28 protein-coding genes are annotated in these 24,223 nt (G+C 37.7%); 16 read left to right on the top strand and 12 right to left on the bottom strand.

Features of this window, described 5'->3' with window-relative positions:
• Positions 1–76 precede the first annotated feature (76 nt).
• Entirely contained in the window at positions 77–238 is a 162-nt protein-coding gene (locus BM121_RS21940) for a hypothetical protein (protein ID WP_175495294.1), read from the bottom strand.
• A gap of 184 nt (positions 239–422) precedes the next feature.
• Positions 423–707, bottom strand: a complete 285-nt coding sequence (locus tag BM121_RS02910; RefSeq protein WP_091480890.1) for a hypothetical protein — start codon at positions 705–707, stop codon at positions 423–425.
• Positions 708–950: 243 nt separating this feature from the next.
• Between BM121_RS02910 and BM121_RS02905 the strand changes: the two genes are divergently transcribed.
• The 9 genes from BM121_RS02905 (at position 951) to BM121_RS02865 (ending at position 9,105) form a co-directional block, all read left to right on the top strand.
• Complete coding sequence (locus BM121_RS02905; protein ID WP_091480887.1) at positions 951–1,481, top strand: RDD family protein; 531 nt, start codon at positions 951–953, stop codon at positions 1,479–1,481.
• A 70-nt stretch (positions 1,482–1,551) separates the two neighbouring features.
• Entirely contained in the window at positions 1,552–2,679 is a 1,128-nt protein-coding gene (locus BM121_RS02900) for a sensor histidine kinase (protein WP_091480885.1), read from the top strand.
• Between the two features lies 1 nt (position 2,680).
• Positions 2,681–3,313, top strand: coding sequence for a response regulator (locus BM121_RS02895; protein WP_091480884.1), 633 nt, complete (start codon positions 2,681–2,683; stop codon positions 3,311–3,313).
• Positions 3,314–3,441: 128 nt separating this feature from the next.
• A complete protein-coding gene (locus BM121_RS02890; RefSeq protein ID WP_091480881.1) occupies positions 3,442–4,374 on the top strand; it encodes an ABC transporter ATP-binding protein in 933 nt (310 codons plus the stop codon).
• A gap of 12 nt (positions 4,375–4,386) precedes the next feature.
• Positions 4,387–5,652: an ABC transporter permease gene (locus tag BM121_RS02885; RefSeq protein ID WP_091480878.1), complete on the top strand. Its 1,266-nt coding sequence runs from the start codon at positions 4,387–4,389 to the stop codon at positions 5,650–5,652.
• The gene (locus BM121_RS02880) at positions 5,652–6,767 is read left to right on the top strand and encodes an ABC transporter permease (RefSeq protein ID WP_091480876.1); all 1,116 of its coding nucleotides are present in this window, start codon (positions 5,652–5,654) and stop codon (positions 6,765–6,767) included. Before BM121_RS02885 ends, BM121_RS02880 begins: the two co-directional genes overlap by 1 nt.
• A gap of 328 nt (positions 6,768–7,095) precedes the next feature.
• Positions 7,096–7,530: a PTS mannitol transporter subunit IIA gene (locus BM121_RS02875; protein ID WP_091480873.1), complete on the top strand. Its 435-nt coding sequence runs from the start codon at positions 7,096–7,098 to the stop codon at positions 7,528–7,530.
• Between the two features lie 4 nt (positions 7,531–7,534).
• Positions 7,535–7,801, top strand: coding sequence for a PTS sugar transporter subunit IIB (locus BM121_RS02870; protein ID WP_091480870.1), 267 nt, complete (start codon positions 7,535–7,537; stop codon positions 7,799–7,801).
• 38 nt (positions 7,802–7,839) lie between these two features.
• Positions 7,840–9,105 (top strand): PTS ascorbate transporter subunit IIC, encoded by a 1,266-nt coding sequence (locus tag BM121_RS02865; protein ID WP_091480868.1) that lies wholly within the window; start codon positions 7,840–7,842, stop codon positions 9,103–9,105.
• A 49-nt stretch (positions 9,106–9,154) separates the two neighbouring features.
• Here the strand turns inward: BM121_RS02865 and BM121_RS02860 are convergent, their stop codons facing one another.
• The 7 genes from BM121_RS02860 to BM121_RS02830 form a co-directional block, all read right to left on the bottom strand.
• Positions 9,155–9,976 carry a carbohydrate ABC transporter permease gene (locus tag BM121_RS02860; protein ID WP_091480865.1) on the bottom strand — a complete coding sequence of 274 codons (822 nt, stop codon included), beginning with the start codon at positions 9,974–9,976 and terminating at the stop codon, positions 9,155–9,157.
• Positions 9,977–9,982: 6 nt separating this feature from the next.
• Positions 9,983–10,855 (bottom strand): carbohydrate ABC transporter permease, encoded by an 873-nt coding sequence (locus tag BM121_RS02855; RefSeq protein WP_091480862.1) that lies wholly within the window; start codon positions 10,853–10,855, stop codon positions 9,983–9,985.
• Positions 10,856–10,946: 91 nt separating this feature from the next.
• A complete protein-coding gene (locus BM121_RS02850; RefSeq protein WP_175495293.1) occupies positions 10,947–12,269 on the bottom strand; it encodes an ABC transporter substrate-binding protein in 1,323 nt (440 codons plus the stop codon).
• Positions 12,270–12,274: 5 nt separating this feature from the next.
• Positions 12,275–13,240, bottom strand: coding sequence for a transketolase family protein (locus BM121_RS02845; RefSeq protein WP_091480857.1), 966 nt, complete (start codon positions 13,238–13,240; stop codon positions 12,275–12,277).
• The gene (locus BM121_RS02840) at positions 13,240–14,091 is read right to left on the bottom strand and encodes a transketolase (RefSeq protein ID WP_091480855.1); all 852 of its coding nucleotides are present in this window, start codon (positions 14,089–14,091) and stop codon (positions 13,240–13,242) included. The genes BM121_RS02845 and BM121_RS02840 overlap by 1 nt, the downstream gene beginning before the upstream one ends.
• Before the next feature lie 30 nt (positions 14,092–14,121).
• The gene (locus BM121_RS02835) at positions 14,122–14,811 is read right to left on the bottom strand and encodes a FadR/GntR family transcriptional regulator (protein ID WP_091480852.1); all 690 of its coding nucleotides are present in this window, start codon (positions 14,809–14,811) and stop codon (positions 14,122–14,124) included.
• Between the two features lie 209 nt (positions 14,812–15,020).
• Positions 15,021–15,461 carry a YtoQ family protein gene (locus BM121_RS02830; protein ID WP_091480849.1) on the bottom strand — a complete coding sequence of 147 codons (441 nt, stop codon included), beginning with the start codon at positions 15,459–15,461 and terminating at the stop codon, positions 15,021–15,023.
• A 728-nt stretch (positions 15,462–16,189) separates the two neighbouring features.
• On the opposite strand from BM121_RS02830, the gene BM121_RS21935 reads away from it, so the two are divergent.
• The 6 genes from BM121_RS21935 to BM121_RS02800 all read left to right on the top strand — a co-directional run bounded on the left by BM121_RS21935 (position 16,190) and on the right by BM121_RS02800 (position 20,542).
• Positions 16,190–16,363 carry a hypothetical protein gene (locus tag BM121_RS21935; protein ID WP_175495292.1) on the top strand — a complete coding sequence of 58 codons (174 nt, stop codon included), beginning with the start codon at positions 16,190–16,192 and terminating at the stop codon, positions 16,361–16,363.
• A 43-nt stretch (positions 16,364–16,406) separates the two neighbouring features.
• Entirely contained in the window at positions 16,407–16,832 is a 426-nt protein-coding gene (locus BM121_RS02825) for an NUDIX hydrolase (protein WP_091480846.1), read from the top strand.
• 610 nt (positions 16,833–17,442) lie between these two features.
• A complete protein-coding gene (locus BM121_RS02815; protein WP_091480841.1) occupies positions 17,443–18,036 on the top strand; it encodes a YitT family protein in 594 nt (197 codons plus the stop codon).
• Positions 18,037–18,505: 469 nt separating this feature from the next.
• A complete protein-coding gene (locus tag BM121_RS02810) occupies positions 18,506–18,934 on the top strand; it encodes an Rrf2 family transcriptional regulator (RefSeq protein WP_091480839.1) in 429 nt (142 codons plus the stop codon).
• A gap of 76 nt (positions 18,935–19,010) precedes the next feature.
• Positions 19,011–19,907 carry an NAD(P)/FAD-dependent oxidoreductase gene (locus tag BM121_RS02805; RefSeq protein WP_091480836.1) on the top strand — a complete coding sequence of 299 codons (897 nt, stop codon included), beginning with the start codon at positions 19,011–19,013 and terminating at the stop codon, positions 19,905–19,907.
• A gap of 41 nt (positions 19,908–19,948) precedes the next feature.
• A complete protein-coding gene (locus tag BM121_RS02800) occupies positions 19,949–20,542 on the top strand; it encodes a class I SAM-dependent methyltransferase (protein ID WP_091480833.1) in 594 nt (197 codons plus the stop codon).
• A 183-nt stretch (positions 20,543–20,725) separates the two neighbouring features.
• On the opposite strand, the gene htpX is transcribed toward BM121_RS02800, so the two are convergent.
• Together htpX and BM121_RS02790 are read right to left on the bottom strand one after the other, a co-directional pair.
• Positions 20,726–21,631 (bottom strand): protease HtpX, encoded by a 906-nt coding sequence (gene htpX, locus BM121_RS02795; protein WP_091480831.1) that lies wholly within the window; start codon positions 21,629–21,631, stop codon positions 20,726–20,728.
• 144 nt (positions 21,632–21,775) lie between these two features.
• Positions 21,776–22,561, bottom strand: coding sequence for an SDR family oxidoreductase (locus BM121_RS02790; protein WP_091480828.1), 786 nt, complete (start codon positions 22,559–22,561; stop codon positions 21,776–21,778).
• Positions 22,562–22,696: 135 nt separating this feature from the next.
• Between BM121_RS02790 and BM121_RS02785 the strand changes: the two genes are divergently transcribed.
• Positions 22,697–23,677: an aldo/keto reductase gene (locus BM121_RS02785; RefSeq protein ID WP_091480827.1), complete on the top strand. Its 981-nt coding sequence runs from the start codon at positions 22,697–22,699 to the stop codon at positions 23,675–23,677.
• A gap of 172 nt (positions 23,678–23,849) precedes the next feature.
• Here BM121_RS02785 and BM121_RS02780 read toward each other — a convergent pair whose 3' ends face one another.
• The gene (locus BM121_RS02780; protein WP_091480824.1) at positions 23,850–24,116 is read right to left on the bottom strand and encodes a hypothetical protein; all 267 of its coding nucleotides are present in this window, start codon (positions 24,114–24,116) and stop codon (positions 23,850–23,852) included.
• Between the last annotated feature and the right edge of the window lie 107 nt (positions 24,117–24,223).

Genomic DNA, 24,223 nt, shown 5'->3' with positions numbered 1-24,223 from the left:
TTTAACGAAGCACCTAAGATCATATTCCAAGGAATGTTGCATTATTTTTTCACAGTCCAATGACGTTTTATTTAACTTATTTGTCATCCTTTTCATTCTGTTTATCAAGTAATTCCTTAATCATTTGACTGGTTTGCGAACTATCAATTCCTCTTCTCACTGCTGTTTCAATAACTGCGTAAAAAATGATTAGAGAAACAACACAAAGGAATATAAATAAACCAATTGGCATTTCCATCATATCACTCCGTAATTATATAACTTAATTTAATTTAATATCCTAAATTTCTTTTCTGTAATCCTGTCAATAGCAGAATGACTTCATCCATCATTCTAACATAATATTCCAATAATTCATTTTAAATGTAAATCATGAAAAAAAGACGATATTTTATGATCGCCATGGTTAACTCTTGCACCAGTTAACTTAATAAGTCTCCAAAAAATATAACAAAAGTTAAAAACGCTGATAATCCCAATGTAAGAATTAAAGTAGTTACGCTTCTTGCCATCCCTTTCCAATCTTGGATACCAGAAAAACCCAATACCCCCAGAACAAAAGTAATCAATGTAATATATAAGACCAGATTTAAAGGGTGTGTGTCCATGAGTGAATAATCAATTAGACCTGAAAAAGAAATGATAAAAAACAATAAAATGCAAATTATGGATAAGATAAATGACCAAATGTTAATCTTTTTCTTCATTTTAGACCTCCTTTTTTTCTCCATTTTAACATGTAACTTCTTTCACTAAACTGTCAGTTATTTTAAGTATTATTTAGATGAAGGAGGTGTTGCAGTTTTCTTTTTGGGAAAAGTAATTTTCTGAAAAGCTCCCAGTATAATAGAATAGAAGTCACCGAATACTTTTTAAAAGGCTATTTTATCAAGGGTAGTTGCTTACCTCACGAACAGCCTTATACCTTTCACAGAAAAGGAGGTGTCCGTATGTTTGATAACTTACAAACTGTTGCTACAAGAAAACGACGGTTTATTGCTCTATTTATTGATTGGATATGCATCAGTGCCTATCTTATCCTGCTCTTAGGTATTATGCAGCTAGTTTATTTACTCGTCTTTAACGAAACTCCTACTTTTTCGAGTGGACAAACGCAACTTATATCTACCCTAACCTCTGTGATTCCAATCATTATCTTGTTTTCGCTTATGGAAGGATCAGCTCGTGCTTCCACTTTTGGTAAAAGAATCAAACGATTGAAAATAAGCTATCCAGATCATCCAAAAACAAGGAGTATAATACGCAATATAGTGAAGTTTCTGCCGTGGCAGCTAGGTCATATGGGAGTTATTCATGGGATGTATCATAATTTCAATTGGGTGGCGATGACGCTTCTAAGCACCTCAATGTTGTTAGCTTTTCTCTATATTATGATGGTTCTTGTACGTCGGGATTATCGCCATGTTGCAGATTTAATAGCTGGAACGATGGTAGTAAAAAATAACTCCTTACATCCTTAATGCGATGCTTGATGAATCATAGTATAATGAGAAAAAAAGGTGACCGTTATTTTCGAAGGAGTATTTCTATATGAAGAAAACGTATTTTATGTGGATAGCTATTCATTGCCTAGTATGGCCTTTAGCATTTCTTGGGTTGGATCCGTTATCTTTACCGAAGCTGGCGAGTTTCTGTTTATTTTTAATCATCTTGTTCATTATTCCACTTTTTTCAGAGAAACCGCTGATACAAACGATATTATGCAGCATACAGGCGTTGACACTATTGATTATTTTTTACCCTGCTGATCATGATTTAATTCAATTTTTGTTACTTGTACAAGCATTAGTAATAGCAGAAGCGATTTTCCGATTACCACTGATAAATAGTATGATCGTGATGGTGGTTCAGTTTGCAGGATTACTCTGGCTTCTAACGCAAACAGCTCTATCCACTTACCAATTAGCGTGGACGATCCTTTTTTACATTTTAGTCATTATCGGGCTGTCGTATTTTCAATTTGTAAAAAGACGTGAGGTAGAGGTACAGAAAAAGAATGATGTCTTACTAGATGAATACAGAAAGATGAAGAGACAACTGGTGACAGAGGAGGAGAACACTAGACAGGATGAACGGATGCTGATTGGGCATGAAATCCATGATTCTGTCGGGCATAAACTCACTGCGCTGTTAATGCAATTAGAGGCATTTCGCTTAACTGCGGATGAAAAAGATAAAAAAAAGGTCGAAAAACTAAAAGAGTTAGCAGAACAGAGCTTGGAGGAAACAAGGCGAGCCGTGAAATCCTTTAAACAAAATGAAGTTGGCGGATTGCAAGGTTTGATAAGATTAATTCGTAAATTAGAAATGGAAAAATTCATGAAAATCAACTTTTCCGTAAAGCATGGTGCATTCGCTGCATCATTGACGGGAGAACAGTCATTTGCGATTTACCGTGCTGTACAAGAGGCACTAACTAATATTATAAAGCATAGTTCTTCAAGAGAGGCTTACATTTCTTTCGAGGCTCCGGGTGGAAGCATTTTTCGCTTTGAAGTGATGAATCCTGCAAAAGCGAGTTCCTTTTTTCAAGAAGGTTATGGGTTAATAGCAATGCGAGAACGCTTGGAAAAGGTAGGCGGCTCTTTGGAAATACATCATGATGAGCGGCAATTTGCGATCAGAGGCAGTATTCGAATAACGGAACGGAGAGTGTAGAATGATTAAGGTATTGTTAGCAGAGGATCAAGTGATGGTACGCCAAGGTTTGAAGGCGATGATCGAAGTGGATGAGGAAATCGAAGTTACCGGGGAAGCGGATAACGGCAGGCAAGCAGTAGTATTATGTGAAAAACAATTATTCGATGTCGCCGTGTTAGATATTCGTATGCCTGAAATGGATGGTATTGAAGCGGCTAAGGTATTGCGATCCCGTTTCCCTCATCTAAAAATTTTAATGCTGACAACTTTTGATGATAATCAGTATGTGATGGATGCACTAAAACTGGGAGTAAGCGGTTATATGCTGAAAGACGGCGATACTGAATCACTGATCCGCTCGATCAAAAGTGCTTTAAAAGGAGGTCTCTCGCTTCAAGATCAAGTAGCGGCAAAAGTGATGCCAGCATTGCTGGAAAACGAAGAAAAAGTGACCATTGATCCGACGTTAACACCACGAGAAAGAGCTATCTTGAAGTGTATTGGGGAAGGATTGAGTAATAAAGAGATGGCAGAACGACTAGGACTGTCAGTCGGTACGGTTAAAAATCAAACCAGTCAAATATTAGATAAATTAGAATTACGAGACCGGACCCAATTAGCGATATATGCAATTCGTCACCGTTTAGTATAATTCAAAGAAAAAGTGACTAAAGTAATATTTGTAAGAAGATTAAATGACCAGAGTCAGTAGTGACTTTGGTTTTTTTGTTTTATGATGGATACATATGAAGGATGCAAGAGAAAAAAGGAGGCAATTACATGCTTGAAACAATACATTTAAGTAAGTCATTTAAGGGCAAAAAAGCGGTGCAGGACGTTAATTTATATCTCGATAACGGGGAGTCAGTAGGTTTGTTAGGTCCAAACGGTGCCGGCAAATCAACAACGATTTCGATGATATCCACTTTACTAAAGCCTACTTCTGGGGAAATAAAGTTGAACGGAATCAATACGGTAAATAAACCAGGGGAAATAAGAAAAATTTTAGGTGTGGTTCCACAGGAATTAGCGCTTTATCAAGAGCTTTCTGCTTATGAAAATCTAAAATTTTTCGGATCGATTTATAAAATGAAAGGTAAAGAATTGGAGAAAAGCATTCAACATGCTTTGGAAATTGTCGGATTGAAGGACCGCCAAAAGGATTTAGTGAAAACTTTTTCCGGAGGTATGAAGCGAAGAATCAATATAGCTGCGGCCTTGTTGCATCAACCGCAAATATTGATTCTCGATGAGCCGACAGTCGGTATTGATCCACAATCGAGGAATCATATTCTTGAAACCGTACGATTATTAAATGAAACGGAAGGCACGACAGTGTTATATACGAGTCATTATATGGAGGAAGTTGAGCAGCTATGTGACCGTGTATACATTATGGATGATAGCGAAGTGATTGCAGCAGGGAGTAAAGCGGAATTGCTCAGTATTTTATCGTCGGAAGATACGATCAAATTGGAATTAAGCAAGATTAATGAAGATTTTGTGGAAAAGCTGAAATCAATGGAAGGTGTTCGTAAGGTAGAATCGGCTAATTCGCAGTTAAAGATCATTGCAAAAAAAGGAAGTAATTTGATCAGTGAGCTTGTCCATCTAGCTGATAGATACCAAATTCAATTGCTCCATTATCAAACTGAGACACCAAGCTTGGAGGATGTATTTCTCCATTTAACAGGCCGGACGTTGAGAGATTAAGGAGGTGTAGGTATGGGTAGTTTTATCAAAAAGGATTTATTATTGTTTTTACGTGATCGTAAAGAAATCATTATTACACTAGCACTGCCTATTCTTATCATCGCTGTATTGAACTTTGCTTTTGCCGGATTGTTAGACAATGATGAGGAAACAACATTAGATTTACAATTGGCCTTGGTCAATCAGGATGATGATGAGAATATAGCAGAACAATTAGAGGACAAGTTGGTTGCAGAGGGTTCGGTTGACGAAGCAGAAGCAGCTATGATCGCAGAACGAGCAAGCTATAGTGATCCTGTGCAAGCTTTGTTTGATTTTCTTGAGAGTGAGGATCTGCAAGAGTGGATCACTGTACACGAACTAGATGAAGTAACAGCGGCAGAAAAAGTAGAGCAAGGTGAGATCGATGGTATGCTCGTGATTCCGAATGGCTTTACGGTGGAAAGTCTATATGCCGGCTTTACCGGTAAAGCACCAAATGTTTCGCTCGCCTACAAAATGGAAGAGGAAACGACAAACAATGGAACCTTATATGATATCATTCACGGGTTTATAGATAATCTCAATTATCAATTTGCCATCCAGCAAATTGGTGGTAGTAATGAAACTGAAATAGTTCAGCCACAAGGTGGTGTGGAACAATTAGGCGAAGGAGAAACTTTTACTTTGGCCCAGTATTTTACGCTCGCAATGGGGATTTTGTTTGCATTATTCTTAGCGATTACGGTAGCAGCTAAGACAGGTGAAGAAATCAGGCAGAAGGTTTTCAATCGGATTTTGGTGACCAATAGTCATCCTATGCTGTTTTTGATTGGGAAAATGGTATCAACATTTATTTTAGCATCGTTGCAAATGACTGTCGTCTTTATTTTAGCGCACTTTATATTAGATGTATTTCCTGGTCGTTCCGTCGACTTTTGGCTAGGAGTTGGGGTGATCATTTCACTGTTTTCTCTGGGAGTTGCCGGTTTATCAGCAGTGTTCACATCCATTTCTTTAAGAATGAAAGACATCGATGCTGCGAATGGTGTATTTTCAGCCGTTGTTATGGTATTAGGTGTACTTGGAGGGAATTTCGTTCCGATCTACGTTTTCCCTGACTGGATGCAGAAACTTGGTGAATGGACACCAAATGGCTTATCGCTTTCCGTGTTGATGGAATGGATTCAATACGAAGAAACATCTTCTTTAATGATGCCGAGTCTGATGCTGATAGGTTTCTTTATTTTATGTTTGGTGATCGGATTAGCAATGTATCCTAGAAGGGGGGAAGCATAATGAAGTCGGTAATATGGGCACAATTTTCTAAAGATAAACGTAATCCGATCCTTGTTCTCGCATTTATTATTGGAAGCATTCTGGCGACCCTCTTTTTTGCAGGTGGCATACAAACACCAACAAAAGTAGCTATTTTTAGTGAGGAAGTGAACGCTGAGGAGATTGAAGCAAAATGGGAAGAACTTTTAAATGCGGATGATTCCTTGAATTTTGTTGTAACAGACCCTGATGAAGCACGTGAGGAAGTGCGTGATGGCAATATAGATGTAGCTGTGCAATTAATGGAGATGGATTACAGACTTTTAGTTATTTCTGAGCTTCCGACTGTTTCTTTAGTCAGACAGCATGTGGATAAGGTGTTTCAACAGGAGGCTCAAATTAGCTCACTGATTCGCTCTACAGGGGATGAAAATGTCCGAGGTGAAGTCGAAAATTATTTGGCTGATGCACCTGTGCAAATGGAAGCTCAAGGATTAGATAGTGAAGAGGTGCCGAACTATAACATGAGTATTCAGTTAATGTTTGCTTTTACCTTTCTGATCTCGATGTTTCTTGTTGGATTTAAAGTCAATAATGTCACAAATGATAAAGCTTCCGGTGTATGGAATCGGATGATTCTATCTCCGATCAGTAAAACAAGTATGTATTTCGGCTATATTCTGTACAGTTTTTTAATTACAATGTTCCAAATTGTTGTTGTTCTGGTAGTCTTTAAGTATGTGATGGATTATGAACTGGGCGATAATTTGTGGATGCTTGTATTAATTTCAGCGTTTTTTACGTTCAGCATGATCAGTATTGCGATGCTTTTAACCGGAATCGTCAAGTCACCGGAGCAATTTTATGCCATCTATCCGTCTTTAATACCGCTAATACCATTAGTAAGTGGAGCATACATGATGCCGGGTACGATCACAAATCAAGTATTGTTGTTTATTGCAGACTTATTTCCTATGGCACATGCAATGGATGCACTTATGTCCGTTATCTTCTACGACGCCAACTTCAGTGACATCCTGATGCCTCTGTTATTCATGCTTCTGATTGGTGTTATAGCCATGGGCATCGGCATTAATCTTATCGAAAGACGTGGTTTGAATAAGGTAGCAAAGTGATCTTAGAAGAGGAAAGGAAAGTTTATGAAAAAGAAAATCATCATTAGTGCTAGTAAAAAGAAGCAGAAAGACGTGAAAACACATATGCTTGGATAAATGGTTTTCAACTGTATGAAGATTTCTCAAATCAAAATGAGGAAGATGATTACGGAGATCATCGTTGGATTGTTAGAAGAATTATAGTGGAGAAGAATAGAGAATCCCAGTGAATGAGGGGTTCTCTTTTTTGTGTACACCTATTTTTCTCGCTGATAAATCACTGTACATAAAATCAGACTGTCAACGATATATTGTATTAGGACTAGTACGTTTCAAAGGTGGTATCTGATTGAAGCTAAATAAAGAGGTTATTCGTGTAGGGCAGTTGGCGTCGGATTGGGAAGAAGCGGTGAAACAGTGTGGACAGTTATTGATAGAAAATGGAAATGTGGAAGCACGCTATGTCAGTGCAATGGTGGAGACGGTTCATACATTAGGTCCGTATATCGTCATTGCACCAGGAGTGGCATTACCGCATGCTAGGCCAGAGGATGGGGTTTTACAACAAGGGATAAGCGTTTATATTTTGCGAAAACCTGTTTCTTTTTCCTCAGATAAAGAAGCTATTGTCTTTATTGGTTTAGCTGCGCAAAATAAAGTAATGCATTTAAATTTAATGAAAGCGGTTGCGGAGGTGATAGGAGATAGTGAACAGCTAGTACAATTAAAAAAAGCAAGAACGGTACGTGAAGTACAACAGTTGTTTGATAAAGAAAGTGGGTGAAGTGATGAAAATATTAGCTGTTTGTGGAATGGGTTTTGGTTCCAGTATGATGCTGAAAATGACAGTGGAACAGGTGTTAAAAGAATTAAACCAAGTGGCAGATGTCGAGACCGCAGATTTTAGTACAGCAGCTAGTTTGCCAGCAGATCTTATCGTGACCAATGAAGAATTTGCTAAGCAGCTGGATGATGGATCAAAACCAGTAATAGCGATAGAAAATATAGCGGATAGCCAAGAGGTTAAAGAAAAATTGATTGTATATGTTGGATAGCACTGAAGACCGTTTTTGATAACCTAGGGGGTGGAGAAATGGGCTTTTTTGAATTTTTAATGAATGAAGTACTAAGTATTCCTGAGGTATTAGTTGGTCTGATGGTATTAATTGGACTTGTTGCTCAACGCGCAATTGTATCGAAGGTTCTAACGGGAACGTTAAAAAGTGTGATTGGGTTTGTCATATTAGGTGCTGGTGCAGGGGTTATTATTGGTTCGTTAGATTCGTTGGGTGGCATTATTGAAGAAGCATTCCATATTCAAGGGGTTGTACCCAATAATGAGGCAATAGTGGCATTGGCTCAGCAAACATTTGGTGCTGAGACTGCCTTAATTATGGGATTTGGATTTGTTGCAAACATCTTATTTGCACGGATTACCTCATGGAAATATATTTTTTTAACGGGACATCATACTTTATTTATGGCAGCCTTATTATCGGCTGTTCTTGGTACAGCAGGACTAAGCGGATTTTGGTTAGTGTTTATTGGTTCCTTGATATTAGGTTTTTTAATGGTAGTTATGCCGGCGTTAGGTCAGCCTTTTATGCGCCATATAACTGGTAATGATCAAGTAGCAATTGGTCATTTTGGTACATTTGGGTATATTTCTGCCGGGTTAGTTGGAAAATGGTTTGGCAATAAAGCAAAGTCAACTGAAGATATCAAAATCTCTGATCGATGGGCATTTATCAAAGATTCTTTAGTTTCTACTGCTTTAACGATGGTTGCTATTTTTATTATTATTGCTGTCCTAGCAGGTTCGGATGTTGTCTCTAATTACAGTGGAGACCAAAATTATTTAATGTATAGTATCATGCAAGGGATCACCTTTGCAGCAGGGCTTAGTATTATTTTATTAGGTGTACGAATGATACTAAATGAAATTATCCCTGCATTTAAAGGAATAGCAGATAAGATTGTCCCAGGTGCTAAACCTGCATTAGATGTGCCAATCGTTTTTCCGTATGCACCAACAGCGGTGATGATTGGTTTCTTGTTTAGTTTTGCGGGTGGATTAATTAGTATGGCGGTTTTAGGGGTGCTTGCTCTTCCGTTGATCATTCCGGGGTTAGTGCCACACTTTTTTACAGGAGCAGGTGCCGGTGTATTTGGAAATGCAACGGGTGGCCGCTTTGGTGCTGCTTTAGGTGGTTTTGTTAATGGGGTGCTCATAAGCTTTATTCCAGCTTTTTTGTTACCAGTGTTAGGTGATCTAGGATTTGCTAATACCACTTTTGGAGATACGGACTTTGGAATAGTTGGTATACTGATTGGTATTTTTGCATCTTTGTTTCAATAAATAGATAAAACCAGTCGTGACCATTTTCACGGCTGGTTTTTTAGATTATTTATCCTTTCACAGATCCCGCAGTCATCCCCTCAATTAACTTTTTCTGTGCAAAGAAGAACATGATACAGACAGGAATAATGGTAATGATGCCACCTGCCGTTAATAAATCCCACTGCACACCCAACTGACCAATTAAATTCTTTAATGTAACAGGTATCGTTCTGGTAGCTTCATTGGTAAAAAGTACGGCAAAGGTGTATTCATTCCATGATTGAATAAAGATATAGACCCCGGTTGCAACTATTGATGGCGTAAGGACTGGAAGGATTACCTTTATAAAAGCTATAGCGCGATTTGCACCATCAATCATGGCTGCTTCCTCTAATGCATTAGGCAAGTCTTTCAAATAGCCTGTAAGCATCCACACAGAGAAGGGAATCGTAAATGTAGCATAAGCCATCACTAGTGACATAGGTGTATATAGTAAATCAAAACTACGCATGATCGCAAACAAGGGAATAAGCAACAATACATTCGGAAACATATTATTCGTTAAAAATAAACCCATCAGGAGACCTTTCCCTTTGAATTCGTATCTGGTGAAAGAATAAGCTGCCAAAGTAGAGACAAAAAGTGTAACAAAGGTAGTGATCGTCGCCACTAAGAAACTATTCCACATCGGCAAAAGAAAATTAAATTCTCCAAATAATTTTTGATAAGAAGCTAGTGTTAACTCCTTTGGCCAGTAGGTGACGGTGGAACCATATAACTCATCTTCAGGTTTAATGGATGTGACAAATGTCCAATAAAATGGAAATAACAAAAATAATAGAATAGTACCCAATGGAAAATATAATGAAAAGATTTTCTTCCAACGCATTGATCATTACCTCTCCTTAAACGCATTTTTGAGATATGGAACAGCTACCATTGCTAACATGAACATTAAGAAAAGTGCCATACTGGAAGAATAGCCTAAGTCTAGAACTGTAGCTTTATTGAAAATATAAACACTCAAGGTTTGTGTAGAATATGACGGGCCACCACCAGTCATGTTGTGGATAATGTCAACAGAATTAGAAACCCAGATAATTCGAAGTAAAATGGTAATAATAATGACATTCTTTAATGATGGAATCGTGATATGGAACAACTTTTGCAGTTTGCTGGCACCGTCAATATCGGCAGCTTCATACATTTCTTGTGATATTACTTGTAGTCCAGCCAATATCATAATGGCAAAAAAGGGAATGCCCTGCCAAATGATCGTAACAATGACGGAACCAAAGGCGGTGGATGTCTGAGACAAGAAGGTAATGCCTTGATCAATCAGTCCTAGCTTGATTAACAAGTCGTTTAAAACCCCATAATTTCCATCGTAGATCCACTTCCACATCAGCCCGATTAATACACCAGGTGTAGCCCATGGGATAAGGCTAACCGCCCGAATCATCCCACGTCCCCGAAAGGATTGATTTAATAATAAAGCCAATATAAAACCGAATAAAAATTGCAGTCCAACACCAAAAACAACCCAAATAATCGTGTTTTTAAAGGCAAGCCAAAAGATTGGATCGGAAAACATCTCCGCAAAATTTTTAAAACCAAGATAAGCAATCTTATCAGGACGCCTTAAATCATAGCTTTGAAAACTCATGAAAATGGCCTCAATAACGGGTATAAAAACAACAAAGGTGACAATTAATAATGCCGGTAATACTAGGAGATAAGGCCATAAATTTATTTTTTTGCGTCGCACTTTTTTTCACCTCTGTTTCGTAGTAACTTGGTAGGAGGATTCATAACACAAATATTGATCAACTCTTTATTTGAATACGTTTACATTTTTGTTATTCTTCGTGTAGGCTTTCGTGTAATTGCTGCATAGCTTCTTCTGCTGTGATATCTCCTAATAAGGCAGAAGCGGTAGTGTTGGGCCAAACAGTACTGATCCATTCTGTAGTAGTATCTTTTATCGGCAAAATACCCGCGAAAGGCACTCCTTCAATTGAAGCTTTCATAAATTTATCGTTTTGAAAATGATCCATTTCCTGAACTCGAGTACTTACTGGTACATTACCTGTTGCAATTGTCCAATCTTCTTGACCTTTACCAGTAGCTAAATAGGAAACCCATTCGAATGCTGCTTCCTTGTGTTCGGTGGACTCGAAAATAACATTATTGGTATCTCCCATTGATGTCCATTGTCCGACACCTTCAGGGAAGGGAAATGCAGATACATCATCACCGAATGTTTCCACCATTTCAGCTGAAGAACCTGTGTGGTGAACGGTCATGGCAGTTCGTCCTGATTTGAAATTAGCAATTATTTCATTAAAGCCATCAGTAGTTGCAGATGGGGGAGCGTATCCATTTTCGTATATATCAATAAAGTCCTGCATACCTTGAATTGCTTCTTCACTGGTCATATTCTTAAAGTCCCCGCCACGGGCATGGATAAAACTTCCCCAAGGTTCCTGGCCACCAGTAGCGCCACGCATGCCGAAACCGTAAATATCGGTATTTCCATCACCATCGGTATCCATCGTTGTTTTTTCAATGGCGGTTAACAATTCTTCATAGGTGGTTGGGACATCGACACCAGCTTTTTCAAAAATCGAAGGACGATAATACATGTATAATATTTGTGTATTCCAGGGCATGACATATAAATTTTCTGTACCGCTTGCGCTTTTCATAATATCGTATAAATTCTCTTCAATATCGGCTTTATCTTTCCAATTATTTATATAGTCATCGAGATTCACCAGTAAATCATTTGCAGTGAAAAGCGGGGTGGAGGTTAGTTTAAAAGCAGCTACATCTGGCCCGCCACCACCAACTCCAGCAGTAAATAATGTTTCACTATAACCACCGCCATCCCATGGGTACTCTTCGCCGATAACTGTAATACCTTTATCATTTGTTTGATTAAACTCTGCAATAATATCTTGCATTAAGTTAGAGTATTCAGAGTTATCTGCCCAATACCAATAGGTGAGTTCAACCTCTTCTTCCTCATCTGACTGCGTTTCTTCTTGTTCCGTTTCGGTTGATGTGCCATCTTCAGAGTTGTCGGTATCTTGATTGGAAGTGGAGTTATGGTTAGAGACACAAGCAACTAAAAGGACAGATAAAGCTAATATGAACATCAATGCTATTAATTTCTTCATCATGTTCAACTCCTTACTCTTTTTAAATTTTGTTCTTTTTGTCCTAAAGCTTCCTTGCAAGCAGTGACAATTTTAGCAGCAGTTAACCCATACTTTTCGAGCAGTTCTTCAGGTGATGCGGATTCGCCAAATGTATCTTGAGTACCAACTTTATGCACTGGTACAGGGTGCTCTTCCGCTAAAAGTTCCGAAATAGCACCACCTAGCCCCCCGATAATGGAATGTTCTTCTGCTGTCACCACACAATCTGTGTGTTGCACTTCATTAATAATAGTTTCCTTATCCAGTGGTTTTATCGTATGGATGTTAATAACGGAAGCATTTATTCCTTCAGAAGCTAGTTGCTCTCTAGCTTGCAGTGCACGTTCTACCATGATTCCACATGCAAAAATAGATACATCTGTCCCATTTTTTAGTGTCCGGGCTTTACCAATTTGAAAGGGGGAAGTATCGTTTGTAACGATTGGAACCGGTGTGCGGCCTAATCTTAGGTAAATAGGTCCGATCCATTCAACGCTAGCTTTTGTGGCTTCGTATGCTTCGTTTTCATCTGCCGGAACAATGACAGTCATTTCAGGCATGACTCTCATCGATGCAATATCTTCTAAAGCTTGGTGGGTTGCTCCATCTTCTCCACATGTCAATCCTGCATGGCTGACGGCTATTTTAACGTTTGCCTGGTTGTAGCAAGCGGCTAGACGTATTTGTTCGTTTGCTCTTTGTGCAGCAAAAACAGCATAAGTTGTAGCGAAAGGAATGTAATTTGATAATGCTAAACCTGAAGCTGTTCCGATCATATCTTGCTCTGATATTCCAATTTGAAAGTATCTTTCGGGATATTTATTCGCAAAAGCTTCGACCCTGACAGATTCAGCCAAATCGGCACATAATGCGACGACATTTTGATTTTTTTCTCCCAGTTCCAATAACGCTTTTCCAAAACCATCACGACCACTTTTTGCCTTAGTCATCAGTATTCCTCCTTGGTAATTAAGTCAGTTCCAAAGCTACAGGTACCGATTTCTTCTAGTGCACGAGTGGCTTCTTCTGCTGAAGGAGCCTTGCCGTGCCAGATCGCTTCATCTTCCATAAAAGAAACGTCTTTTCCAATCACTGTTTTTGCAATAATGGCTGTTGGGGCACCAGTGTTTTGTTCAAATTGATCAAATGCATTTTTGATTTCATTTACTTTGTTTCCATCTATTTCGATAGTATGCCAGCCAAACGCTTTGAATTTCTCGGCGATTGGCTCAATATTCATCACATCCTTGACATGGCCGTCAATTTGAATGTCATTCCAGCTAACAATCAATGCGATTTGATCCAAATGGTGATGTGCCGCTGTCATTGCTGACTCCCACACTTGCCCTTCTTGAATTTCACCATCACCAACTAAGCAATAGATCTTCGCATCGCTGCCTCGAAGGCGATGGGCAAGTGCCATTCCATTCGCAATCGAAAGCCCTTGTCCCAGTGGGCCTGCTGAGGTTTCTAGTCCAGGTAAGTCAATACGTGATGGGTGTCCCTGTAATCTGGAATTTAGCTTTCGGAAAGTCCATAATTCCTCAATCGGGAAGTAACCACTTCTTGCCATCGCTGAATATAGCGCTGTACAAATATGCCCATTACTTAAAACAAATCGATCACGGTCTTCCCAGTCAGGGTGTGAAGGCCGGTGATGTAATCGATTGAAGTATAATTCGGCAATGATATCGGCAGCACCTATTGCACCTCCTGGATGGCCAGTATTTTTACTTGTTAATTGAATGACATCACGTTTTATTCTTTTTGCAATTTCTTTTACTTCTCTTGTATTTGCCATTAACTCTTCATCCTCCTTTGTAATAGGTTCTTAGTTTTGATTGCTCTTCATCATGTTTACAATTCGTTGTCTAACATCATGAAACTGCAATTTTAGTAATTTTTCTGCTTCTTCCGTATTTTCCGTAAGAATAGCTTGATATAATTGGTGATGAAGTTCAGCAGCTTGTGCTAAATTTGCGGAATGATGCAGTTCACTTTTTTGTTCGAACAATTCCCAAAATGCATGAAGTAACTGATCTAATACCAGGTTTTTTGTTCGTGAATAAAGAATACGGTGAAATAATTGATCCTCTTCTTTGAATAGTTGCTTTCTCTGTGCTTTTGCTTCCATCCGATTAACTAAATCTCTCATCATCTGTAAATCTTCTAAAGTTAATGCTTCAATGGCGGAAGGCAAAAACCCCCTTTCAAGGTTATAGCGAACTTCTAATAGTTCCAGTAAGGATGCAGGTCTAGCGCGAAGCAGGATGTTCCAACCACCCAATATAGAGTTGCTGACGTCGGGGAATTTCACTTCTCTTCCTCTTCCTTGTGTAGGTACAATAATTCCACTTGCCTCAAATTCACTTAACAATTCTCGTAAAACGGGTCTGCTGACACCAAGTCGTTCTGTTAATTCTTTTTCTGATGGTAGGTATTTCTTTGCTGATAGGCATTCTACGATGATGTCGATAATTTCACTCTTTTGTGCCACTTTTTTCTCAGCATTCTTTTTCATGATTTTCCTCCAACCAATAAGGACATCTTTTACTTGTTCAACAATTATTAGATTTGTATGACAAATGGATAATAAGTATGACAAAAATAAATGTAGGTGGTAGTTGATTGATAGAAAAGAAATTTTTTAGGAAGAAGAGAGATGATACTTAAGGGAGGATTAATAGATACTTAGAGCCAGGCTTATATATAAGCCTGGCTCCATTATTTTTATTCATAAATATAAGATATGACCTCAATTGCTTGATCAATAGATTCGACAGTGACATTCGCTTTATTAGACAATTCTTTTAAAGGGTGAATAAGTGAAGTGGGTCTGACAATAATGGTAGGTATATTCATTGCAATGGCAGTACTAGCATCCATTGCAGTATTCCATTGCTTAAATTTTTCCCCAAAAAGAGCAATGACGACATCCGATTTTTTCAGCAAAACCTGTGTTCTGAAATTGTTAATATCTGAAGCTGCATTGTCTTTATATAGATTACTAGGTTGTTCACCTAAGATGTTCTTCCCGACATTATCCGAACGTTCATGATTTGTTTGTGGTCCGACAAATAGTAACGGAAGGCTTTGCTCCTTTGATTTTGCTTCTACTTCTTTTCGCCAATCATCATGGATTTGTCCTGCTAAATAAACAGTCAATTGCATATGAAATCCCTTCTTTCATCATTATTACTTTCATCATATATAAAAAGACAACCTTTTTCAAAAATAGAATATTAATGGTAGGAGCTTTTAAGGGATGATGTTAACAATGGTAAGAGGATATGTTAACATTTTATTTAGGAAATAATTTACTTTTTCGGAGGGCTTGAAAATGAAAAGTAAGGTTCGAACAATCACTACAATTATATGTAGTTTTCTTATTTTTGCTGTTGGTGTACCACGGTGCTAACCGTCTGTAATCCCCCCATTTCAAGCTTCAAGTAACACATGGAAGCAAAGTGGGGGATAACAGACGCTAACACCCTGATAAGTTTCGCAAATGATCAGTGGGGAGTCAAAACCCCCCACTGATCATAGTCTCACTTTATTTAGAATACTAACTGAATCACTTACTTCAACACTTTTGTTTGTAGCATACATCTTTGTGTTTACTGGATTAATTGGAGTTGTGGCAAATGGTATCATGCTAAGCAAAATCCAAAGTGCTAAGTAAAGTTTTACAAGACACTAGTTTCTGTTCGCGAGATAACTCTCTCTATTCAGGAGATAAGTGTAATAGGAACATAAAGCTTTAAACTTGGAGGGTTGCTATTTGGAAATGATAATTAACGTAGTACTTGGAGTAGGATTTGTCCTTTTACTATTAGTATCGTTTATTTTATTTAATGGTTTTAAAAACAGAAAATGATTTATTTAAAAAGGGGATTTAAATGGCACCATACAAACCTTTTAATGATGTAATGAAGCATAAACAAAATATAGAGGGAGCTCCTACAAATAAAGGTGGCCGACTTCCACTTCCAATCAAAATAATTGGATATTTCCTGTTCGGTGGGATGATCCTAATGGGAATATTGGCTATGATTGCTAATTCTATGTTTTAATGAGGCGAATTTAATTATGTTTTGATTATAGAGGAGTGGAATTATGGCAATACCAAAACATATTGTTTCAGCTGCTACTTTTGTTTTAAACGAAAAGAATGAAGTTTTATTAATAAAAAGTCCTAGAAGAGGTTGGGAAATGCCTGGTGGCCAAGTAGAAGAAGGAGAGTCATTAAAGAGTGCTGCAATTAGGGAGACAAAGGAAGAGTCAGGTATTGATATTGAAATCGAAAAATTTTGTGGAATTTTTCAATATGTAAGTCGTTCCATTTGTAACACGTTGTTTGTGGGTAAGGCAATTGGTGGAAAACTAACTACTAGTCCTGAAAGTTTAGAAGTAGGTTTCTTTCCCATTCATCAAGCATTAGAAATGATTACTTGGGGCAATTTCAAGCAAAGAATGGAATATTGTTTAAATGATAGTCTTCATCCTTTCTATGTTGAATTTTATGAACAAGACAATCACTGAGCCACAGCTTATTTATGACAAGTAGTTGAAGGAGAAGTAAATATAAAGTGGAATTGTCTTCGGTTTACAATTAAAATAAAAACATATATAATGAAATTAAATTATATTGAAAGGGGTTTCATCTTCAAAAAATGGTTGACGATGAGAGAAGTGTCTCCAAATTGTATCGGAAGATTATGACTTCTAATGAAATAAAAGCGTTTCTTATTCTTGAAAAGTGTGATGATCAATTAATACAGAGACTTATGAAAAAATTAGAAAATAATGGTTCTGTAAAAGCAAAAGGTATGCTACAAAAATTACAGAAATATGTAATATAAAGGCTGGTCTCCAGTCTTTTTTTTAGTAAGGTAAGAAAGTATAAACGGAGATGTCTAGCTTCAAGCGCCCAGAAACTAGGCGACTTCACGAATCACCCTACGATAAGTCATCATCGGTTCGTAAACTCACCGTGATTCCTTTATCTCAGTTGATTCGCTCCAGCCGCTACGTTTCTAAGCGGGCGCTTTGCGCTTTTCTTAGTATAAACAAATGTATGGTTCAAATTGGCACATTATATTCATATAAATAAACATGTCTATAATCCAAGTGAAATTTGGAGATGATTGATATGTTTATAACTAAAAAAATTTATACGATAATTATTGGCAGTATCTTATTAGCGATTGGCGTAAACTTTTTCTTGATTCCTTTTAAATTGTTGGATGGAGGAATGATAGGATTAGGCTTAATTTTTAAATACTTAGCAGGTGTAAAAGCTGGTTTGGTCATCATCTTTCTAAGTGTGCCAATTTTTATATTAGCTTGGATGTATCAAAGGGAATACTTTTATAACAGTTTACACGGATTGCTGGTCTCATCTTTTGCTATTGATTACCTCGCTCCTTTACATTATTCTTACATAACTAAATTTCAATTGCCTTCTGTAGTTAGTTCAGTTCTTGGTGGGGTGCTAATCGGGATTGGAACTGGTATCATGCTTCGTTATAGGACAAGTACTGGTGGAACTGATCTATTGGCACAACTCCTTTCTAGAATAACTAGAATGAATGTTGGTATTATTATTTTTATAATTGATGCGTTAATTATAATGATTGGTGGAATAATTATTTCAACAGAAACCATGCTATTATCGACTATAACCATTATTTGTGTTGGTATTGTTACAAGCTTATGTACTTGGAATTTAAAAAGCGGTAGCTAGTGGTTGATTTGTGAAACTTTATCACGGTGCTAACCGTCTGTAAGACCCCCACTTCAAGCTTCAAGTAACACAAGGAAGCTAAGTGGAGGATAACAGACGCTAACACCCTGATGAGTTTCGCTAATGATCAGTTGGGGTCAAAACCCCCACTGATCATAGTCTCACTTTAATATTTATAGATCGTATAATATAGCATAAACATTATAATGGGGTGATGGTAATGGGGATAGGTTCATGGGTTGCCTTAGGGATTGCCGTAGCTGTTGCAATAGGTCTGTTTGGAAAGTCGAAAAAGAAATAATTGCTTCTTTAATATGCCAAGAATGGAATCAGGCGGTCATCATAATGATCGTCTTTTTGCATGGTTAAAAAAAAATATCTAAGTAAAAAACTTGTGATTTATGCCATTTTCGTTTAATATCAATTATAGACATAAAAGGTCTCTAATATATCTATGAGGTGAAAAGTAATGAAATATTCAAGAGCGACAAACTATGCTTTACACACAATGGCATATTTAACGTTAACACCAAAGGGAAAGTCTGTTGGAGTAGATCAATTAGCCACAATCCAAAATCTTTCTTCAACATACCTTTCGAAGATATTAACAAAACTTGTAAAAGCAGGACTAATTGAATCAACTCCTGGTGTCAAAGGAGGATATAGTATTGTAAAACATTCTCATGAAATTTCATTTTTAGATGTAATTCATGCTATTGAAGGAGAAACAACCTTATTTAGCTGTTCATTGGAACATGAAGAAAATAAAAATGGAGAATGTTTAATTGAAAATGTAATGATTGAAGCAGAAAGAAAAATGAAAGATGATTTAGACAAACAATACATTATTGATATTGCAGAACAAATCGACTTGGAAAAAAACATGAATAAACGATGAATAATCACATTATTTTTTTACCTCAATCATAGATATTAAGAGTCTCTAATGTACTTTATAAAAGGAGGAAGATAAAATGTTGTTAGATTGCGTAATTATTGGAGGAGGACCATCAGGCCTTAATGCTTCTCTTGTCCTTGCGAGAGCAAAAAAGAATGTCATCTTGTTTGACGATGATAAACCTAGAAATGCTGTAACCCACGAATCTCACGGATTTATAACAAGAGATGGTATCAAACCTTCAGAATTTAAAAGAATTGCTAAGCAAGATTTGAAGAAATACTCCAATCTTTCAATAGAAAATCAACGAGTGACTGATATCAAAAAAGAAAATGGATTCTTTATTATTCAAACAAGTGATGGGCATTATTATCGTTCTAGAAAGGTTATTGTAGCTACCGGTCTTCAAGATGTACTGCCTGATATAGAAGGAATTCATGATTTTTATGGTACGAGCTTATTCGTTTGTCCGTTTTGTGATGGATGGGAATTAAAAGATCGCCGGTTAGTTGTTATTTCAGAAAACGAGCGTGCGATGCATTTGACAAAAATGGTTTCTAATTGGAGCAATAACCTCGTTGTTTGTACAAATGGAAAAAATATATTTTCAAAAGAGGAGGAAGACTTATTAACTAAGAAAAATATCAAGGTTATGGTAGATGAAATAGAAAGTTTACAAGGAGATAATGGCAACTTGCAAAAGGTGAAGTTTAAGAATGGTAAAGAAATCGAAAGGGAAGGAGGTTTTGTCGCTGGTGAACTAAGGCAAGCATCATCTTTGGCTGAGACTTTAGGGTGTGTCATGAATAAGATGGGTGGAATAGAAACAGATGATTTGGGACTTACGAATATTGAAGGAATCTATGCCAGCGGAGATAGCACTTTCGCACTTCCTCAATTAATTGTTGCTGCAAGTGAAGGGAGCAAAGTTGCTAGTAGAGTAATAGGTGATTTAATAAATGAAGATTTTTAAAGGAACTTACTTCGTATTAATTAAAAAGGAGATTGATTTATATGGATAACAAAGAGTTTAGTCCCAAAGGAATGGCACATTTTGCAAAAAAAGTTGAATTCCTTGATAATCCTAAAAGAAGAGGAGATATACCGCCAGAACAGCTACTGCGAATGTTTCCTGTTAATAAAGATGATACTATCTTAGATTTAGGTGCAGGCACAGGATATATTTCAATCCCAGCTGCTAAAATCGTGGATGGGTTAGTGTATGCATTAGATATAGATACTAACATGTTAGACATTGTAAATGCCAAGGCAAACAAAGAAAATATAACAAATGTCCAAACATTGCAAGGTAGTATTGATAGCATCCCGTTAAATGATATGACTGTTGACATTGTATTAGCTTCCTTAGTCTTACATGAACTTATGGATTTACCTACTGCTTTAAAACAAATTAAACGTGTCCTTAAATCTAGTGGATATTTCGTATGTGTTGAATTTGAAAAGCAGGAAAACCATAATGCAAACCATCCTAGAATTACTTCATCAGTCATGGAACAAGAAATGAAGAATGCAGGACTCAGTGTAACACAGGTAGTGCATCCGACTGATTTTCTATACATTATTGTTGCAAAGAAAGAAGAGCATTAAAATCTAATTTCTGCTAAAAATCCTTATGTTTAAAAGGTATAATAAAAAAGCATAAGGTGGATGATGGAAATAAACGTGTTTGTCTGTGTATAAAAAGGGACAGAGGTATGCACCTCTGTCCCTTTGCTATATTTTATCACGGTGCTAAACGTCTGTAAGACCCCCACTGATCATAGTCTCACTTTATCGTTGTTCTAGTTTAGCAATGCGTTCTTCTAATGGTGGGTGTGACGAGAATAACGATATTTTGCTACCTTTTCCGCTGATTTTCATCGTTTGGATGGCAGAGTCGTCGGAACGATCTTTAATTGTTGCTCGATCGACATGCATTTTTAAGGAGCGTAATGCATGTGCCATTTTGTCGCGACCGGCCAGATCCGCTCCACCTCGGTCCGCATGATATTCTCGGTGTCGGGAGTAGGCACTGACGACAATACTTCCGAGAATAGAGAATAATATTTGAAAGACAATAATGGCTGCAAATCGTACGACCCATTGTATTTCTGAACGAACAAACCGCGATACGATAATGGCAGCAATTCGGGAGAAGAACACGACAAACGTGTTGACAATACCTTGTAAAAGCGTCATTGTAACCATATCACCATTAGCAACGTGTGCTACTTCGTGTGCGATAATACCTTCTATAGCATCGTCATCCATCGTTTCTAAAAGCCCTTGTGAAACAGCAACCAATGAACGTTTTTTCGTTGGTCCTGTAGCAAAAGCATTCACTTCTCTGGATTGATAAATCCCAACTTCCGGTGTGTGCACTAATCCGGCAGCACGGGATAATCGTTCTACTTTTTCATATACTGCACGTTCTTGAGCTGATCCTGGACGACTCGGATCAATTACTTTTACTTTCATCATCTTCTTCGCTATCCAACGAGACATAGCTAATGAGATGAAAGCTCCAGCAAAACCAACTATCATACTAAAGACCATGAGTGAAGTGTAACCAATAGAACCATCACTCTGAATGGTTCCACCAATATTTGTATATCTAGTGATAACTGACCATACGATAACAATCGTCGTCATCACTAAGATATTCGTTAATATAAACAATAACAAACGCTTTCCCATTTCCTAACCTCCAATTCGTTACATCTTCTCATTATATAATATCACAATTTTGCCTTTAGGAAATAATTTTACGATACTCTCCATATTATATCAAATATAATTAAGGCTTATCGCCACGTAAGAATAACGATAAGCCTTAATAAATTATTTCAGCAACGATTCTGCGCCGTCAATAAACAGCTCGGTGCCAGTTATATGACTGGATTGGTCGGAGGCAAGGAAGGTAACAAGATTGGCAACTTGCTCGGGCTTTCCTGGTTGATGTTCTAATGGTTTATCTCCTTCTGGATATTCAACAGGAATATCAATCTTATCTAATTCAGGTGTTTTCTCGGTGTTTTCCCCGATATTTGTGTTAATAGCACCAGGGCAAATAATATTGACTCTGATTTTATACTTGGCTAATTCTAATGCCGCCATTTTGCCAAAGGCCATCTGTCCTGCTTTGGATGTACTGTAAGCTGACATCCCGAAATTAGAAAAGATCCGGTTACCATTAACTGAACTTGTGATGATTACACTACCTCCTTTTTCTTTCAAATAAGGTATTGCATATTTAATTGTATGGAAGGTTCCCTTTAAATTAGTATTAATAGTGTTGTCCCAATCTTCGGTAGTTAGATCTTCTATTGGTGCAAGGACACCATTTATCCCGCCATTTGCAAAAACGATATCAATTCTTCCCCAGTTGTCGACTACTTCTTTCATTCCTTTTTCAACTCTTGCAGGGTCGGATAAATCAACATCGGTAATGAGAGCTTCCCCACCGTTATTTTCTATTTCTTTTTTCACCTTTTCTGCTTGTTCTTCTTTCAAATCCATTAAGCAAACTTTGGCACCTTCTTTTGCAAGTTGGATGGCAGAAGCGCGCCCAATACCTGAACTCCCACCGGTTACTACAGCTACTCTATCTTCAAATTGATGATTCAAGGGTGATACCTCCTTATTTCTTTTTGATAAACTTTCCCCATTTTTAATGTATTTACACATTAAGATGTACGGTAACGTTTGCATTCGCGATAAAGCGGTGGTACATTTTAAACAAAAGATAAAGAGGTGAAGGGAATGGAGTATACATATTTAGGTCGCTCAGGGCTACAAGTGAGCAAACTTTGTTTAGGGACAATGAATTTTGGAGTGGGTACGGAGGAAAAAGAAGCCTTTCGAATCATGGATGCAGCACTTGATGCCGGCATTAATTATTTTGACACCGCTAACAATTACGGATGGGGAGAGAATGCCGGTTTAACAGAAAAAATAATCGGCAAATGGTTTAGACAAGGTGGTAACCGCAGAGAAAAAGTAGTGTTAGCGACGAAGATGCATGAAAAGATGTTTGATCCCAATTACGGACCAAATGATGAACCTGGATTATCAGCTTACAAAATAAGACGTCATCTGGAGGACTCATTAAGAAGGTTACAAACAGATCATGTTGAAATCTACATGATGCACCATATTGACCGCCATACATCATGGGAAGAAATTTGGCCGGCATTTGAGAATGCGAATTATCAAGGAAAAATCGATTATGTTGGTTCCAGTAATTTTCCTGGATGGGCTTTAGCAGAAGCGCAGGCACATGCAAAATCGAGAAATTTTTTGGGAATAATTATGGAACAACATAAATATAACTTAAATTGCCGTTTACCTGAATTAGAAGTATTACCTGCTGCCAAAAGATATGGAGTTGGTGTCGTACCGTGGAGTCCGTTAGATGGAGGTTTATTAGGTGGAAATGCATTAAACCCAGCGAAGAATTCACGTAGCAGTGATAACAAAGAACGCGCAGAACAACAGCGCCATCAATTGGAGCAATTTAGTGACTTGTGTAAGGAAATTGGTGAGAGAGAGGATACGGTGGCATTAGCATGGTTATTAGCCAATCCGGCAGTTGTTGCACCGATTATTGGTGTGCGAACCGCAGAACAATTAGAGAAGTCTCTCCGTGCAGTTGAAGTGAAGTTGAATGATGAAATTCTTGATCGTTTAGATAACATTTTCCCTGGCCCAGGAGGACAGACACCAGAAGCATATGCTTGGTAATAAGAAATGCGCGTCAGACGAAAGGCCTGTCTGACGCTTTTAAATTCCATGGAGTGAAAATTCCAGTGCGTAGAAACGTCGAATTAGAACCCAATTTCTATGCAATAGCACTTACCTGTTTTATCACGGTGTTAACCCCGTCTGTAAGACCCCCACTGATCATAGTCTCACTTTATTGCGTTAAGTCATGGAAAGCTTGTTGTTGCTGTACTAACTCTTGTCGTACAAGGTTTAGTGCATTTTGATCATCGGTTACATTCTCTGCTTGAACCAGGGAACGCTCAGCCCTATCCATTGTATGCTTGATTTGCTCAAGAATTTCTTCATTCATATGACTTTGTGCCTGATTCATTGCTCGCTGCAAATGCAGGATGGACTGTTGAGCTTGCGCAAGCTGGTTTTGATCCTGCAAACTGGAGATATTGTTACCTTTTTTCAATGTTACTCCTCCTCTGTATATCATCACAGTAATAATGTGATGTAATATCACTGGAAATATACATAAGAAAAGCTCATGGAAAGGGGAGTGGGCAGTCGAAGCGGAGG

Origin of the sequence: Gracilibacillus orientalis, assembly GCF_900114645.1 — a bacterium.
Lineage (GTDB): Bacteria > Bacillota > Bacilli > Bacillales > Amphibacillaceae > Gracilibacillus > Gracilibacillus orientalis.
The sequence above is the reverse complement of the archived record's forward strand: the minus strand, read 5'-3'. Positions and strand labels throughout refer to the sequence as shown.